This is a genomic window from Actinoplanes sp. CA-142083 (assembly GCF_050942195.1).
Classification (GTDB): Bacteria; Actinomycetota; Actinomycetes; order Mycobacteriales; family Micromonosporaceae; genus Actinoplanes.
This window is the reverse complement of record NZ_CP192076.1, coordinates 4,910,178-4,926,956: the sequence shown is the minus strand read 5'-3', so window position 1 is coordinate 4,926,956 and position 16,779 is coordinate 4,910,178. Positions and strand designations below refer to the sequence as shown.

Below are 16,779 nucleotides of genomic sequence, written 5' to 3'. Positions count from 1 at the left end.
TGACCAGGCCGGCGGGCGGGTTCCCCTCTCACCGAATGGAGAATGTGGACACGCGCAGCGCGCCGCCGAAGACGAGGTAGACGTCGTGGTGTCCGCTCGCCTTCGCCAGGGATGCCGTGGTGGTGGCGTACTGGTAGATGTCACCGGTCGCCGCCACCGGCGCGGTGCCGATCAGCTTGCCGGTGGGCGAGTCGAGGCGTACCTCGATCGTCGTAGCGGCCGGGGCGGAAGTGCTCGCCGTGAACGTCCGGCCGTTGCGCAGATCCGCGTCCTTGAAGACGATCCAGTCGCCGGCCGCGGACGATCCCACGGCCGTACCCGTCGCCTTGGACTCGTCGACGAGCTTGACCGCCGGGGCGTACGCGTCGAAATTCTCGGCGCGCGTGACGCGCGCCAGATCCCGTGCCGGAATCGTTTCGCCGCGGACGTTCCAGGTGGTGCGCTGGCGGATGTCCGAGGACGACGCGCCGATCAGGATGTCGTAGACGGAGGACTCGACGACCCACTTGCTGCGGGTGACGTCCCAGCGCTTCAGGTCGTCCGCGCTCAGCTTGAGCGAGACGGTCCTGGTCTGGCCGGCCTTGAGGTGCACCCGGTCGAAGGAGCGCAGCTGCTTGACCGCCGTCGTGTCGCGCGAGGAGCGCTGGTGCGTGTACAGCTGCACCACCTCGTCGCCGTCGCGCTTGCCGGTGTTGGTCACGGTGAAGGTGACCTTGCCGTGGCCGACGCTGGGCTTGCCGTACTTGAAGGACGTGTACGACAGGCCGTAGCCGAACGGGTAGAGCGGGGTCTGCTTGCTGTAGAGGTACGTCTGCTGCGACTTGATGATGTCGTACTCGAGCAGGTCGGCCGGAAGCTGCCTGTCGGACTGGTACCAGGTCTGGGTGAGCCGGCCGGCCGGGTTGTAGTCGCCGTAGAGCACGTCGGCGATCGCGTGGCCGGTCTCGGCGCCCGCGTGGGTGGTCCACACGATGCCCGGCACGTTCTGCTGCTCCCAGGTGATCGTGTCGGGGTAACTGGTCTGCAGCACGACGATCGTGCGCGGATTGACCGCCCGGACCGCCTTGACCAGGGCCTCCTGGCCGGCGCCGAGCGCCATCGTGGTGCGGTCGTGCGCCTCCCGGCCGTTGATGAACGGCTGCGAGCCGACGACGAGTACGGCGGTGTCGGCGGTCTTCGCGGCGGCGACGGCCTCGTCGATGCCGCTGCGCAGCACCTCCTTGCTGAACTTGGCGGCGCCCGCGGCGTCCGGCGAGCCCAGCGCGAGCTTGCCGTCCGCGGCGACGGTCAGGTACTTGTTCGGGCCGAACCAGCTCTCGGTGGTCTCGTAGCCGGCGTACCGGATCGCGACCGTGCCGTCGGCCTGCGGCTCGAGCTTGAATTGCTGCTGCACGTACCAGCCGTTGGGCTGGTCGTCCCGGGTGATGAACGGTCCCCAGTTGTAGCCGAGGTACTTGCCGTTCGCGACGTTCTTGAGGGTCAGCACGTCCTGGCCCCAGTCGTCCGCGTCGAACTGAGCTTTTTCATCCGCGCTGGCGCCGGTCACCGCTACTGCGTCGGCATCGGTCGTCCCCGTCGCGGTGATGTACTTGCCGGTCGCAACGTCCTTGAGCGCGATCCGGTCCGAGCCCGTCGAGCTCACGACTTCTTTCGCGCGCTCCTTTATGCCGTCGACCGCGGTCACCTGGTAGGGCAGCTTTCCGCCGTACCAGTCGCTGTAAAGGGTGTCGGCCAGGGGGCCGACCACCGCGACCTTGCCGCCCGGCTTGAGCGGCAGCGCGTTGTTCTCGTTCTTCAGCAGCACCATCGCGGCGTCGGCGGTCTCCCGCGACAGCTTCTGGTTGGCCGGGCTGTTGATGACCTCGGGCCCGATCTTGCCGTACTTGCCGCCGCCCGGATCGAACTCGCCGAGCCGGAACCGGACGCTCAGCGCCTGCCCCGCGGCCACGTCGATGTCGTGCTCGGTGAGCAGCCCCTGGTCGAGGGCCTGCTTGATCGCGGTGACGGTCGGAACGCCGTTCGCGTCGTCCACCGTGAACGCGTTCAGGCCGGCCTTGATGACGGCGGCGTTCGCCTCGGCCTGCGTCGCGTAGTACTTCTGCGAGCCGGTCAGGTTGTACGGGGCGTACGCGTCGGAGACGTTGAAGAGCGGGTACTTGCTCCAGCTCCGCTCGAGGCCGGCGAGATCCGGGTCCACCGTGGCCGGACGGCCGTTGACCAGGTTGTAGGAGGCCATCACGCCGGTGGCGGCGTTGGCCGAGAGGGCGGGCTTGAAGGCCGCGCGGTCATACTCGTTGAGCACCCGGTTCGGCACGTTCGAGGACGTCACGTCGCGGCCGGCCTCGTTGTTGTAGGCCAGGTAGTGCTTCAGCGTCGGTGCGGCCTTGAGGTGGTTGGGGTCGCCGCCCTGCAGCCCGTCGCCGTAGGCGGTCGAGATGGCGCCGGTGAGCAGCGGGTCCTCGGAGTAGCCCTCCTCGTTGCGGCCCCAACGGGGGTCGCGGAGCAGGTTGACGACCGGGGCCCAGAGGTTGAGGCCGAAGACGCGGGGGTTCTTGGCGTTGAAGCCGCGCGCCTCGTCGCCGACCGCGGACCCGACCCGCTCGATCAGGTCGGTGTCCCAGGTGCTGGCCATGCCGACCGGCTGGGCGAACGAGGTGCCGTCGGCCTGCACGACCGCCCCGCCGTTGTCTATGTCGTTGGACCAGGCGACACCGTGGAGGGCCTCGGTGCCGGCCTTGAAGAGGTTGATGCCGAGCCGCGGGATGGCCGGCTGGTACTGGTGCAGCAGCGAGATCTTCTCGTCCAGGGTGAGCCGGCCGATCAGATCGTCCACGCGGGTCTGCAGGCTCAGGTGTGGATCACGGAACGGATAGGTCGGGTCCGCGTGCGCGGCGCCCGGAATGGCCGGCGCGAGCAGCAGGGCGGCCGCTAGAACCGGTAAGAAACGCCTTCGCATGGGCGATTCTCCTCATCGAAGGATCTATTTGTCGACACGGCGAAATACCTGCTCAGCGCGGTGGTGGCGCTGGCAGGCCGGTGCTCTCAGCATTCGTCGAAGCGCTTCGATAACGCGGTATCGCTCACGATAGATGGCAGCCAATCCCGTGTCCACAGTCTCCGCGAAATCCCGCCGAAACATCGACCACGATCATCCGCGACAACGCACATCGGACGTTCCACCGCCCAGCGCGTCCCACCACCGGCGCCCAGCACGTTCCGCCACCCGGCGCCCAGCGCGCTCCACCACCCCGGCCCGCGTTCCGCCATCCGGCGCCCAGCGCGCTCCACCACCCCGGCCCGCGTTCCGCCATCCGGCGCCCAGCGCGCTCCACCACCCCGGCCCGCGTTCCGCCACCCGGCGCCCGGCGCGTTCCGCAGGCCCCGCGCCAGCCGCCTGGCCATCCGCCCGGCGACCGACCCGGCCGCCCGCGTGGCCACCCGCCCAACCGCGTGGCCACCCGCCGCCTACCAACGGGGCCATCCGCAGGCGGCCTGGCCGCGCGCGGGCGGGCGCTCGCGGCTCTCGCCGGCAATCGCCGCCGCCGACTCGACCGGCATCCCCGAGCGCCATCGGCTCTCGGCGCCGTCGACGGCGATGTCCGGACGACGGGTCCCGGCCGGGCGGTTTCAGACGATGGGCGGGGCCGGTGTCTCCGCCAGCCAGTCTGCTACCGCGTAGCGGAAGTCGTCGTCCACCGGGAGGGACGGGTCGCGCAGGGCCCGCTCCCAGGCGTGGGCCTTGGAGACGCGGGTGACCCGGCAGGCCAGCGAGACCGAGCGCCGCAGCGTGGCCGGGGGCGCCAGGTCGGACCAGACCTCCAGGTAGGCGTCCCGCAGCCGCCGGATCTCGGGGGCGCTCGACTCGATGCCGAGCACGTAGCAGGCGAAGCCGAGCGCGACCAGCAGCGAGCCGAAGGGATGCGCGACGCTGGAGTCGCCCCAGTCGAAGAAGCGGAAGCCCTCGGCGGTCCGGAAGACGTTGGCGTCGGTCAGATCGTCATGCTGGAGGCTTGCCGGGATGCCGTCGGAGGACAGCTCTTCGCACCACTCCCGGAAGGCGGGCGCGATCTCCTCGACGGCGGCTCGGCGGTCGGGGCCGAGGTCGCTGCGCACGTCGGGGTCGGTCAGGAGCGTCTCCAGCGCGGCCGGCAGGTTCTGCGGGCCGAGGTCGGGCACGCCCAGGCCGGTGAGATCGGTGGCGCGAGGAGCCACGGCGCGTTGCAGGGTGGCGTAGGCGCGCAGCATCTCGGCCCAGACGTCGAGAAGGTCGTCGGGCTTGATCTCCTCGCGGAGGGTGCGGCCCGCGTCCGCCGTGAGCAACCAGCCGCGGTGCGGGTCGATCGCCAGCGGCACCAGAACGTCATCGGGCCGCCAGACCGCCAGCGCCCCGGCGAGGGGCGCTTCGTAAGCGCAGGCCGGCGTGTTCGCCTTGAACCAGACCAAACCGGCGGCGGTCGGCGCGTTATGGGTGACCGACCAGGGGCGCACCCGGATCTCTTCGATCCCGCCGACTACCGGCGTGCCCCTCTCCTCGCAGCGTTCGGTGATCCACTCGCGGGCAGCCGATTTCCAGCTCGGGTCGTGCCAGGCGTTGGCTTTCATCGATCGCCACGATAGTCGGCTTACCCGGCGACCAGTCGTAAGGAGTTGGGGCGCTGCGTGGCGATGGCGTTCTCGGTGGTGGTGTCGGCGGGGAGGTGGACGACCAGGCGCTGGCCGTCGTCGGCGGGGAGGTCCAGGGTCTCGAAGGCCATGCGCAGGTCGCCGGCCTCGGGGTGAGTCCAGCGCTGGATTCCGTGCGGCGCGGGCAGGCCGGGGATCTCGCGGGTGCGCCGCTCGAAGGCGTCGCCGGCGGTGACGGTCAGCTCGTCGGCCAGGGCGGCCAGGTGGCGGTCGGCGCGGAAGGGGCCCTGTTTGAGCTCGGCCACCCGCTGGTCGGCGGCCAGCTCCCAGTCCGGGAAGGTCGTGCGGGCCCGGCGGTCGGTGAAGACGTAGCGGTTCAGGTTGGGAGGGTCGCCGTCGAGGATGCCCGCGGAGGCGGCGAGCCACTGGTAGCCGCTGGTCCACGCGAGCAGGTCGCCCAATTGGTTGGTCACGACCGCCGCGGTGGGCTCGAGCCGCACGAGGACGGCCCGAACCGAGTCGCGAACCTCCCGGGCCGGTGCGGCGTCGCCACGACAAGTGAATCCGGGTTCGAGCCCCTTGCTCAACCGGTGCAGGTGCACTCGCTCGCTGGGACTCAAGTGCAACGCCCCGGCCAGCGCGCCGAGCACGGCCGCCGACGGGTGCCGATCCTTGCCCTGCTCCAAGCGGGTCACGTACTCCACGCTCACGCCGGCCAGCGCGGCCACCTCGGCCCGCCGCAGGCCCGGCGTCCTTCGCCGATCGCCGGCGGGAAGGCCGAGCTCGGCGGGCGTGATGGTCTCCCGGCGGCTACGAAGAAACAGACCCAGCTCGTTGTCCACACCCCGACGTTAACAACCGTTCGTCCACGACTCGGCGCTCACCGGGTTTGGCCACGACGGGTCAGCCCGGCGGTCGCGGCACTTCGCGCGGCCATGCAGCTTGGTCGCGTGGTGACGCGAAGGAGCATTCAATAGGCGTACGCGTCGTGGGTTTGAATGGATGTGAGGTTTGTCGATGGAACGCGTTCGTGCGGAATTGCGGCGATCGGGAGGGTTTGCGGGTTTGACCTCGCACGTGCGGGCGGACTCCGCGACGATGGCGCCGGCCGATGCGGTGCGGTTTGTTCAGCTGGTGCAGAAGACCGATTTGTCGCGGCTGGGGACGAGAACCGGAACGCGGCCGCACGGGGCTGACCTCATGCATTACGAGTTGACGGTGGAGCGCGGCGGCCAGACGTGGCACGGGACCTTCAGCGATCCGGACATTCCGGCGGAGCTGCGGCCTCTGCTGCAATTCCTGACCCACTATTCGCCCGGCACAGGACCGTAGGTTAGGTTAGCCATACCTACGGAGCTGAGGGAGTGCTCGGGTGACGCAGACTGTGGCCCTGCCGTTTCGGATCTTTCACACGACAGTGCGCGAGGTGCGGCGGCTGAGCCCGAGTTTCATCCGGGTGACGTTCACCGGCGACGATCTCGACCGGTTCGCCGACAACGGCTTCGACCAGCGCATCAAGCTGATCCCGCCGCTGCCGGACTGCGGGCACGACCATCTGCCGACCGGGCCGGACTGGTACACGGAGTGGCGCGACCTGCCCGACGAGCGGCGCAACCCGATCCGCACCTACACGGTGCGCGCGGTCCGGCCGGAGCTGTGCGAGGTGGACGTCGACATGGTGCTGCACGGCGTGCACGGGCCGGCCTCGCGCTGGGCGGCCGACGCGGCGCCGGGCTCGACGGCGTGCCTGATGGGGCCGAACGCGGATCACGACGGCGAACACGGCGGCATCGACTTCCATCCGCCCGCGCAGACCGAGTGCATCCTGCTCGGCGGCGACGAGACCGCGGTCCCGGCGATCTCCTCGATCCTGGCCTGCCTCCCGGCCGACGCCGTGGGTGAGGCGCTGCTCGAGGTGCCCGAGGCGGGCGACGAGCTTGATCTTCAAAAGCCCGATGGCGTACGCGTCACCTGGCTCCCCCGCGACGACGCCGCCCACGGTGAGCGGCTCATCCCGGCGATGCGCGCGGCGACCCGGCGGCTGCTGGGCGACGCGTCGCCGTCGGAGCCGGCCGACCTCGAGGACATCGACGTCGACACCGAGACCCTGTGGGAAGTGCCTGAGGATGTGATCGACGTGACCCGCTTCTACGCCTGGCTGGCCGGCGAGGCCGCGGTGATCAAGACGCTGCGCCGCCACCTGGTCGCCGAATGCGGCGTCGACCGGCGCTCGGTGGCGTTCATGGGCTACTGGCGCCTCGGCAAGGCGGAAGAAAACTGATCCGCAACTTTCGCTAAGGATCGGTACTTTTCCGCCGACAGTGGGGCGTGTCAATCAGCCTCCTCGATCGCAACCTCGACGAAGAAGCCCGGCTAGCCGTCCTGCACGAATACCAGCTGCTCGATGCACCCGCTGACTACGAGCTCCAAGCCGTCGTGCGCGTCGCCGCCGCTATCGCCGAGGTGCCCACCGCCGCCATCAATCTCATCGATCTATCGCGCCAGTCCCCGCTGGCCACGGTCGGCTTCGACGGCGCCGACTCGCCGCGCGACGAGTCGATGTGCGCGATCCAGTTCCGCACCGGCCGGTTCGTCCATGTCGCGGATTGCTTTGCGGACCCGATCTACGCGAGCAATCCGTGGGTCACCGGGGAGCGCGGCGACGTGCGGTTCTACGCCTCCGCGCCATTGATAACCCCCGAGGGGTACGTGTTGGGCACGCTGTGCGTGTTCGACGCGGTCGCCAGATCGCTGCGTCCCGACCAGGCGAGCCGGCTGCTCGACCTGGCCGACGTGATCGTGGCCCTGTTCGAGCGCCGCCGGCACGCCCGCGCGACGGCCGATCTGGCGGCCGCCCAGGAACGCACCACCCGTCTCCTCGAAACGGTGATGGACACGATCGACGTGGGGCTCGCGGTCACGGATGCCGACGGTCAGATCACGTCGCTCAACCGGGCGGCCCAGTCGTGGCACGGTGTCGCGGAGATTCCTCTGTCCTCGGATCAGATCACTCTCCGCGGGCCTGACGGCGCCGCGATCAAGTTGGCCGCCCATCGCGTGGTGGATGACTGCGACGACGTGATCGGTACCGTCGTCACTGCCGCCTGAATGTGAAATGCAAAAAGCCCGCCCCGGTTTCCCGGGGCGGGCTTTCTGTTCACGTTGAGTCCGGCGGCGTCCTACTCTCCCACACCCTCCCGAGTGCAGTACCATCGGCGCTGGAGGGCTTAGCTTCCGGGTTCGGAATGAGACCGGGCGTTTCCCCTCCGCTATGACCACCGAAACAGCCGTCAGCGGCAGAACTACCAGCAACCCGTCGTGGTGACCGGGGTGGTTGTTCGTTTGCTGTGAATCACACAGTGGACGCGTTGAGCAAAAAGTTTAAGGTGGTTAAGCCCTCGGCTTATTAGTACCGGTCGACTGAACCAGTTACCTGGCTTACATCTCCGGCCTATCAACCCAGTCGTCTGGCTGGGAGCCTTACCCACTCAAATGGTGGTGGGATACCTCATCTCGAAGCGAGCTTCCCGCTTAGATGCTTTCAGCGGTTATCCCTTCCGAACGTAGCCAACCAGCCGTGCCCCTGGCGGGACAACTGGCACACCAGAGGTTCGTCCGTCCCGGTCCTCTCGTACTAGGGACAGCCCTTCTCAAGTATCCAACGCGCACGGCGGATAGGGACCGAACTGTCTCACGACGTTCTAAACCCAGCTCGCGTACCGCTTTAATGGGCGAACAGCCCAACCCTTGGGACCTGCTACAGCCCCAGGATGCGACGAGCCGACATCGAGGTGCCAAACCATCCCGTCGATATGGACTCTTGGGGAAGATCAGCCTGTTATCCCCGGGGTACCTTTTATCCGTTGAGCGACACCGCTTCCACACGCAAGTGCCGGATCACTAGTCCCGACTTTCGTCCCTGCTCGACCCGTCAGTCTCACAGTCAAGCTCCCTTGTGCACTTACACTCAACACCTGATTGCCAACCAGGCTGAGGGAACCTTTGGGCGCCTCCGTTACCCTTTAGGAGGCAACCGCCCCAGTTAAACTACCCACCAGACACTGTCCCTCGACCCGATCAGGGCCGCAAGTTAGATACCCAAACCCAACAGAGTGGTATTTCAAGATTGCCTCCACCCGAACTGGCGTCCGAGCTTCAAAGGCTCCCACCTATCCTACACAATTAAATTCGGATACCAATGTCAAGCTATAGTAAAGGTCCCGGGGTCTTTCCGTCCTGCCGCGCGTAACGAGCATCTTTACTCGTACTGCAATTTCGCCGGGCCTGTGGTTGAGACAGTGGGGAAGTCGTTACGCCATTCGTGCAGGTCGGAACTTACCCGACAAGGAATTTCGCTACCTTAGGATGGTTATAGTTACCACCGCCGTTTACTGGCGCTTAAGTTCTCCGCTTCGCCCCGAAGAGCTAACAGGTCCCCTTAACGTTCCAGCACCGGGCAGGCGTCAGTCCATATACATCGTCTTACGACTTGGCATGGACCTGTGTTTTTAGTAAACAGTCGCTTCCCCCTGCTCTCTGCGGCCATACCACGCTCCACCCGCACAGGGCTTCACGCGTCCGGCCCCCCTTCTCCCTAAGTTACGGGGGCAATTTGCCGAGTTCCTTAACCACAGTTCGCCCGTCGCCTCGGTATTCTCTACCTGACCACCTGTGTCGGTTTCGGGTACGGGCCGCTCGGAACATCGCTAGAGGCTTTTCTCGGCAGCATAGGATCACTGACTTCACCTGATACGGCTCGGCATCACGTCTCACCCTCAATACACCACGGATTTGCCTATGGTGCGGGCTACACGCTTACCCCAGGACAACCACCGCCTGGGACCAGCTACCTTCCTGCGTCACCCCATCACTAAACTACTACCAACCAGGGTCCTAGACTCACCAGCCTTGGTCCGAAGACCGCCGCCGGCTCGCGTAGTTAGCATGGAAAGGTTCGTCTTGGGCGTTCCTTTGCGGGTACGGGAATATCAACCCGTTATCCATCGACTACGCCTCTCGGCCTCGCCTTAGGCCCCGACTCACCCAGGGCGGATTAGCCTGGCCCTGGAACCCTTGGTCATCCGGCGGAAGAGGTTCTCACTCTTCATTCGCTACTCATGCCTGCATTCTCACTCGTACAGCCTCCACGACTGGATTACTCCGCCGCTTCCCTGGCTGCACGACGCTCCCCTACCCATCCACACGACTGCACCAGCACCGCAAGGGCACTGGCGGATCATTATGTGAATGCCACAGCTTCGGCGGTGTGCTTGAGCCCCGCTACATTGTCGGCGCGGAACCACTTGACCAGTGAGCTATTACGCACTCTTTAAAGGGTGGCTGCTTCTAAGCCAACCTCCTGGTTGTCTAAGCGACCCCACATCCTTTTCCACTTAGCACACGCTTAGGGGCCTTAGCTGGTGATCTGGGCTGTTTCCCTCTCGACTACGAAGCTTATCCCCCGCAGTCTCACTGCCGCGCTCTCACTTACCGGCATTCGGAGTTTGGCTGATTTCGGTAAGCTTGTAGGCCCCCTAGACCATCCAGTGCTCTACCTCCGGCAAGAAACACACGACGCTGCACCTAAATGCATTTCGGGGAGAACCAGCTATCACGGAGTTTGATTGGCCTTTCACCCCTAACCACAGGTCATCCCCCAACTTTTCAACGTTGGTGGGTTCGGTCCTCCACGCAGTCTTACCCACGCTTCAACCTGCCCATGGCTAGATCACCCCGCTTCGGGTCTAGAACACGCGACTAAAAACGCCCTCTTCAGACTCGCTTTCGCTACGGCTACCCCACACGGGTTAACCTCGCCACGTGCCACTAACTCGCAGGCTCATTCTTCAAAAGGCACGCCATCACCCCAAAAGGCTCTGACGGATTGTAGGCGAACGGTTTCAGGTACTATTTCACTCCCCTCCCGGGGTACTTTTCACCATTCCCTCACGGTACTCGTCCGCTATCGGTCACCAGGAAGTATTCAGCCTTACCAGGTGGTCCTGGCAGATTCACAGCAGATTCTAGGAGTCCGCTGCTACTCGAGAAATTTCCAAGGAGGTCATGAATTTTCGCCTACCGGGCTCTCACCGTCTACGGCCGACTTTCCCACGTCGTTCGACTAACCCATGACTTTGTAACTCCTCGACACACTGTCAGATGTGTCCTGGAACTCTCACAACCCCCCATACGCAACCCCTGACAGGTATCACACGCACAAGGTTTAGGCTCAATCCGCTTTCGCTCGCCACTACTCACGGAATCACGTTTGTTTTCTCTTCCTACCGGTACTGAGATGTTTCACTTCCCGGCGTTCCCCTCACACACCCTATGTATTCAGGTGTGGATGACACGACATGACTCGTGCCAGGTTTCCCCATTCGGACACCCTGGGATCACAGCTAGGTTGACAGCTCCCCCAGGCCTATCGCGGCCTCCCACGTCCTTCATCGGCTCCTGGTGCCAAGGCATCCACCGTTCGCCCTTGACAACTTAACCACAGAAAACAAGATGCTCGCGTCCACTGTGCAATTCTCAACCAACGACCAACCCACAACCCGAACAGTCATCCACCAGCCCGAGCTCACTCGACGGTATAGACGACCAGGTCGTGCCTGGCATTGAAGACCAACCTCACGGCACAATGCCGACTCTCGGTTGTTCTTTCAGATACCCAACAGGGTGCATGTTTGATCGCCAGGAATTTCAGCCGCACCAGACCCACGTTCCACGCTGCAAGCAGCTGTACTAGCGAGGCCGGCCGTTGCCGAAACCTGACTGGCCAGTGTCTCCGCCTTTGAGCACCCCACCACCGCATTCGGGTGGCGCGGGCTACTGGATCGGTTTCCCGATCTAGTTGCTCCTTAGAAAGGAGGTGATCCAGCCGCACCTTCCGGTACGGCTACCTTGTTACGACTTCGTCCCAATCGCCAGCCCCACCTTCGACGGCTCCCTCCCTTACGGGTTAGGCCACCGGCTTCGGGTGTTGCCGACTTTCGTGACGTGACGGGCGGTGTGTACAAGGCCCGGGAACGTATTCACCGCAGCGTTGCTGATCTGCGATTACTAGCGACTCCGACTTCACGGGGTCGAGTTGCAGACCCCGATCCGAACTGAGACCGGCTTTTTCCGATTCGCTCCCCCTCACGGGCTCGCAACGGTTTGTACCGGCCATTGTAGCATGCGTGAAGCCCTGGACATAAGGGGCATGATGACTTGACGTCATCCCCACCTTCCTCCGAGTTGACCCCGGCAGTCTCCCATGAGTCCCCAACATGACTTGCTGGCAACATGGGACGAGGGTTGCGCTCGTTGCGGGACTTAACCCAACATCTCACGACACGAGCTGACGACAGCCATGCACCACCTGTGACCGCCCCCGAAGGACCTGCCATCTCTGACAGTTTTGCGGCCATGTCAAACCCAGGTAAGGTTCTTCGCGTTGCATCGAATTAATCCGCATGCTCCGCCGCTTGTGCGGGCCCCCGTCAATTCCTTTGAGTTTTAGCCTTGCGGCCGTACTCCCCAGGCGGGGCGCTTAATGCGTTAGCTGCGGCACAGAGAACCGGAGAGGCCCCCCACACCTAGCGCCCAACGTTTACAGCGTGGACTACCAGGGTATCTAATCCTGTTCGCTCCCCACGCTTTCGCTCCTCAGCGTCAGTATCGGCCCAGAGACCCGCCTTCGCCACCGGTGTTCCTCCTGATATCTGCGCATTTCACCGCTACACCAGGAATTCCAGTCTCCCCTACCGAACTCGAGCCTGCCCGTATCGACCGCAAGCCTGGAGTTGAGCCCCAGGTTTTCACGGACGACGCGACAAGCCGCCTACGAGCTCTTTACGCCCAATAAATCCGGACAACGCTCGCGCCCTACGTCTTACCGCGGCTGCTGGCACGTAGTTGGCCGGCGCTTCTTCTGCAGGTACCGTCACTCACGCTTCGTCCCTGCTGAAAGAGGTTTACAACCCGAAGGCCGTCATCCCTCACGCGGCGTCGCTGCATCAGGCTTCCGCCCATTGTGCAATATTCCCCACTGCTGCCTCCCGTAGGAGTCTGGGCCGTGTCTCAGTCCCAGTGTGGCCGGTCGCCCTCTCAGGCCGGCTACCCGTCGTCGCCTTGGTAGGCCATCACCCCACCAACAAGCTGATAGGCCGCGAGCCCATCCCAGACCGAAAAACTTTCCACCACCCACCATGCAGTAGGAGGTCGTATCCGGTATTAGCCCCCGTTTCCGAGGGTTATCCCAAAGTCCAGGGCAGGTTACTCACGTGTTACTCACCCGTTCGCCGCTCGAGTACCCCGAAGGGCCTTTCCGCTCGACTTGCATGTGTTAAGCACGCCGCCAGCGTTCGTCCTGAGCCAGGATCAAACTCTCCAACAAAAACCTTTGGAAAAAATGTCCCGGCAACAAAAAGTTGCCAAAGGAATCCAAGACCGAAGTCTCGGGGGTAAATCTTTTTGGCACTGGCTTTACAAGCACCCTGTTGAGTTCTCAAAGAACAACCGCACCCGAGTAAAACCACCCTCAGGGCTTTCGTTCGGACCCGCGAAACAATACACGGTGTTATCCGCGATCAATCCTCGGGGTTGCCTCCAGGACGGCCGTCGCGTCGGCCCGAAGGTCTCCGCTTCGCTCGCCCGTCTCCCTGGCGGCTCGTAGAACATTACAACCTGCTTCCGCGGGCGCCAAATCGGCCCCCACCCTTCGGTGGAGACGGCCGCCACGTTCTGTCGGACCCCGGCCGTACGATGCCCGCCAAGTCCAGAGATCGGAGCGTGACATGCAAGCTGACCTCGTCTTCCACGGCGGCCCGGTGTTCACCGGCGGCGAGCGGCGCTCCGATCGGGTGGCCGTGCGCGACGGCCGCATCGTCGCTGTCGGCGACGACGTCCGCGACATGACCGGCCCCGGCACCGAGATGGTCGATCTGAAGGGTCGCCTCCTCCTCCCCGGTTTTCAGGATGCGCACATCCACGCCGTCATGGGCGGCGTCGAGCTCGGCCAGTGCGACCTGACCGGCACGACCGACCTGGGTGAGTACCTGGATCGCATCACCACCTACGCGTCCGCGCATCCCGACGAGGAGTGGATCGTCGGCGGGGGCTGGTCGATGGAGAGTTTCGAGGGCGGTGTGCCCACCAAGGAGCTGCTGGATCGTGTCGTCCCCGGCCGCCCCGTCTACCTGCTCAACCGCGACCACCACGCCGCCTGGGTGAATTCGCGCGCCCTCGAGATCGCCGGCATCACCGCCGATACTCCCGATCCCGCCAGCGGCCGCATCGACCGCCTCCCCGGCGGCGACCCGATCGGCGCTCTCCAGGAGGGCGCGATGGATCTGGTGAAGGTCCCGCCCACCACCGCCGAGGTCCGGCTGGCCGGCCTGCTCCGCGCGCAGCGCCTGCTGCACTCGCTGGGCATCACCGCTTGGCAGGACGCCATGGTGTGCGCGACCAACGGCTACGACGACATCTCCGATGCTTATCTCTCTGCTGCCGGCAGTGGAGCGCTGACCGCCACGGTCGTCGGCGCGCTCTGGTGGGACCGTGATCGCGGCGCCGAGCAGATTCCCGACCTGGTCGCCAAACGGGAGCGGTTCACGGTCGGCCGGCTCCGGTGCGACGCGGTGAAGCTGATGCTGGACGGCATCGCGGAAAACTTCACGGCCGCGATGACCGAGCCTTATCGCGACAACTGCGGCTGCGTGACGACGAATCGCGGGCTCTCGTTCATCGATCCGGCGCTGCTTCCGGCGTACGTCAGCGCGCTTGATGCCCTTGATTTTCAGCCGCATTTTCATGCCCTCGGCGATCAGGCGGTGCGCAATGCCCTCGACGCGGTCGAAGCGGCCCGCCGGGCGAACGGCGCGCGTGACACCCGTCCGCATCTAGCCCACCTTCAGGTTGTGCACCCACGGGATGTGTCACGTTTCGCCGAGCTGGGCGCGACGGCAAACATGCAGCCTTATTGGGCGGCCCACGAGCCGCAGATGGACGAGCTGACCATTCCTTTCCTGGATCCGGCGCTGGCGGGGTGGCAATACCCGTTCGGCGATCTGGTCCGGGCCGGCGCGCGGCTGGCCGGCGGCAGCGACTGGCCGGTGAGCACACCCGACCCACTGCAGGGCATTCACGTCGCGGTCAATCGGGTTCATCACGGCGACGATGCCGCCGGCTTCCTGCCAGACCAGGCATTGGATTTACGTACGGCGGTGAGCGCCTACACCGCGGGATCGGCATATGTGAATCGGCTGGACGACACCGGCGACATCCGGCCCGGTTTCCGCGCCGACCTGATCGTCCTCGACCGCGACATCTTCGACGCCCCGCCCGCGGAGATCGGCGACGCCGCTGTCGCATTGACCTTCATCGACGGCCGAGTCGTGCACGAGGGGTGAGAGACGATGTCAGGCCGTCCACTCGGCGCCGGTCTCGCGGCGGAACGCGGCGATCGCGTCCTCGATCGTCGGGAAGAAATGCTCGGGGTCGATCGTGCGAGTCAGCTGGTAACGGTCGATCTTGTCGTGCACCGGGCTCTTCATCTCGGCGAAAACCAGGCTGACGCCCTGCTCGTTCAGCTCCTGGTCGAGCTCTTCCAGCACATCCGCCGCCGTCGTGTCGACGTCGGTGATCGGCTCGGCCGCCACGATGATCCACTTGAGGCCGGGCTCGGTGCGGGCGAAATCGCGGATCCGGTCGCGGAAGACCCGGACGTTCGCGAAGATCAGCGGCGCGTCGAAGCGGAAGATCAGCAGCCCCGGGAGCCGCTCGGCGGATGGATAGACGGTGACGTCGTGATAGCCGCTCACGCCTTGGGCACGGCCGAGCACCGCCTGGTACGGCCACCAGACCTTGCGGAACACGTTGAGCACCGACAGTCCGACGGCGACCGCGATGCCGGGCAGCACGCCGAGGATCGCCACTCCGAGGAAGGCCGCGATCGCGAGGCTGAATTCGACCCGCCGCCGGCGCCACAGCAGCGACATCGCCGGGAAGTCGGCCAGCGACAGCGCGGCCGCGATCACCACGGCGGCGAGGGTCGGCTGCGGCAGGTCGCGCAGCAGGTCGGGTGCGAAGACCAGCAGCAAGCTGATCGCCACCGCGCCCACGACGCCCGTGACCTGCGTGCGCGACCCCGACTGCTGCGCCACCGCGGTGCGCGACCCGCTGGTGCTGACCGGGAAGCCCTGGAAGAACGAGGCCGCGATGTTGGCCGCGCCGATGCCGACCATCTCCTGGTTGCCGCGCACCTCCTGACCGGTGCGGGCGGCGAAGGCCGACGCCGTCGAGATGGTGTCGGTGAGCGAGACCAGCGCGATGCCGAGCGCCCCACCCGCGAGAACACCGAGGTCGGAGAGGTCGAACGAGGGCAGCTCGAACGACGGCAGCCCTTGCGGCAGCGCGCCCACGGTGTCCACGCCGTGGTCCTCGAGCCCGAAAGCCACCAAGGCGAGGATCGACAGCACCACCGCGATGAGTACGCCCGGCGCCCGCGGCACCCACCGGCGCAGCGCCACGATCACGGCCAGCCCGAAGACCCCGACCGCGAGCGCCGCCGGCACGGTCTTCCCGTCCGCCACGCCCTCGACAAACCCGCGGGTCTCCTCGATCAGCCCATCCCCGTCGACGGAAAATCCGAACAGCTTCGGCAGCTGCCCGATGAGGATCGTGAGCGCGAGCCCGTTCATGTAGCCGACCTGCGTCGGGTGCGACAGCAGGTCGGCGAGGAAGCCGAGCTTCGCCACGCCCGCGAGCACGAGCAGGACGCCCACGATCAGCCCGAGCGTGCCGGCGAGCGCGATCGCCTCCGCCGGATCCGCGCCGGCCCCGAGCGCGCCGATCAGCACCGTCGCGATCATCGGCCCGAGCGACGAGTCGGGTCCCAGCACGAGAATCCGTGACGGCCCGAAGACCGCGTAGGCGAGCAGGCAGAGGATGGAGGTGTACAGCCCGGTGATCGCGGGCAGCCCCGCGAGCTCGGCATAAGCCATGCCCTGCGGCACCAGCAGGGTGGTCAGCACGATCCCGGCCACCAGGTCGCGAGGCAGCCAGGACATCTTGTAGGTGGTCACCGTCCGGATGCCCGGCATCCACCCACGCACGTCGATCACGACCAGAACCTAACCCGGCACTCGCGCTGAGCGACCCACCCGCTCC

Annotated in this window: 8 protein-coding genes and 3 rRNA genes; 4 read left to right on the top strand and 7 right to left on the bottom strand. The window is 65.7% G+C overall.

What is annotated here, in order from left to right; all coding sequences use genetic code 11:
- Positions 1-28 precede the first annotated feature (28 nt).
- The 3 genes from ACQPZX_RS22515 to ACQPZX_RS22505 form a co-directional block, all read right to left on the bottom strand.
- Positions 29-2,956: a glycoside hydrolase family 3 C-terminal domain-containing protein gene (locus ACQPZX_RS22515; protein WP_433383851.1), complete on the bottom strand. Its 2,928-nt coding sequence runs from the start codon at positions 2,954-2,956 to the stop codon at positions 29-31.
- Between the two features lie 671 nt (positions 2,957-3,627).
- Positions 3,628-4,602 carry a phosphotransferase gene (locus tag ACQPZX_RS22510; protein WP_433383849.1) on the bottom strand — a complete coding sequence of 325 codons (975 nt, stop codon included), beginning with the start codon at positions 4,600-4,602 and terminating at the stop codon, positions 3,628-3,630.
- Between the two features lie 20 nt (positions 4,603-4,622).
- Positions 4,623-5,465, bottom strand: a complete 843-nt coding sequence (locus ACQPZX_RS22505; protein ID WP_433383847.1) for a helix-turn-helix domain-containing protein — start codon at positions 5,463-5,465, stop codon at positions 4,623-4,625.
- A gap of 175 nt (positions 5,466-5,640) precedes the next feature.
- Here ACQPZX_RS22505 and ACQPZX_RS22500 point away from each other — a divergent pair, with 175 nt between their 5' ends.
- From ACQPZX_RS22500 to ACQPZX_RS22490, 3 genes are all read left to right on the top strand, one after another.
- Entirely contained in the window at positions 5,641-5,955 is a 315-nt protein-coding gene (locus ACQPZX_RS22500; protein WP_433383845.1) for a protealysin inhibitor emfourin, read from the top strand.
- A gap of 40 nt (positions 5,956-5,995) precedes the next feature.
- The gene (locus tag ACQPZX_RS22495) at positions 5,996-6,904 is read left to right on the top strand and encodes a siderophore-interacting protein (RefSeq protein WP_433383843.1); all 909 of its coding nucleotides are present in this window, start codon (positions 5,996-5,998) and stop codon (positions 6,902-6,904) included.
- Positions 6,905-7,059: 155 nt separating this feature from the next.
- Positions 7,060-7,731, top strand: a complete 672-nt coding sequence (locus ACQPZX_RS22490) for a GAF domain-containing protein (protein WP_433383841.1) — start codon at positions 7,060-7,062, stop codon at positions 7,729-7,731.
- 58 nt (positions 7,732-7,789) lie between these two features.
- Here ACQPZX_RS22490 and rrf read toward each other — a convergent pair.
- The 3 genes from rrf to ACQPZX_RS22475 all read right to left on the bottom strand — a co-directional run bounded on the left by rrf (position 7,790) and on the right by ACQPZX_RS22475 (position 13,006).
- Positions 7,790-7,906: ribosomal RNA gene (rrf, locus tag ACQPZX_RS22485) — 5S ribosomal RNA — on the bottom strand.
- A gap of 103 nt (positions 7,907-8,009) precedes the next feature.
- A 23S ribosomal RNA gene (locus ACQPZX_RS22480) occupies positions 8,010-11,121 on the bottom strand.
- A 369-nt stretch (positions 11,122-11,490) separates the two neighbouring features.
- Positions 11,491-13,006 (bottom strand): 16S ribosomal RNA (locus tag ACQPZX_RS22475).
- Together the 16S, 23S and 5S rRNA genes form the textbook arrangement of a ribosomal RNA operon.
- 400 nt (positions 13,007-13,406) lie before the next feature.
- Between ACQPZX_RS22475 and ACQPZX_RS22470 the strand changes: the two genes are divergently transcribed.
- Entirely contained in the window at positions 13,407-15,020 is a 1,614-nt protein-coding gene (locus ACQPZX_RS22470) for an amidohydrolase (RefSeq protein WP_433383839.1), read from the top strand.
- A gap of 9 nt (positions 15,021-15,029) precedes the next feature.
- Here the strand turns inward: ACQPZX_RS22470 and ACQPZX_RS22465 are convergent, their stop codons facing one another.
- Positions 15,030-16,733 (bottom strand): SulP family inorganic anion transporter, encoded by a 1,704-nt coding sequence (locus ACQPZX_RS22465; RefSeq protein WP_433383837.1) that lies wholly within the window; start codon positions 16,731-16,733, stop codon positions 15,030-15,032.
- Between the last annotated feature and the right edge of the window lie 46 nt (positions 16,734-16,779).

Bases quoted from the DNA above. Each gene is read 5' to 3' on its own strand.
- ACQPZX_RS22515 (WP_433383851.1), bottom strand. From the start codon at position 2,956: ATGCGAAGGCGTTTCTTACCGGTTCTAGCGGCCGCCCTGCTGCTCGCG.
- ACQPZX_RS22510 (WP_433383849.1), bottom strand. From the start codon at position 4,602: ATGAAAGCCAACGCCTGGCACGACCCGAGCTGGAAATCGGCTGCCCGC.
- ACQPZX_RS22500 (WP_433383845.1), top strand. From the start codon at position 5,641: ATGGAACGCGTTCGTGCGGAATTGCGGCGATCGGGAGGGTTTGCGGGT.
- ACQPZX_RS22470 (WP_433383839.1), top strand. From the start codon at position 13,407: ATGCAAGCTGACCTCGTCTTCCACGGCGGCCCGGTGTTCACCGGCGGC.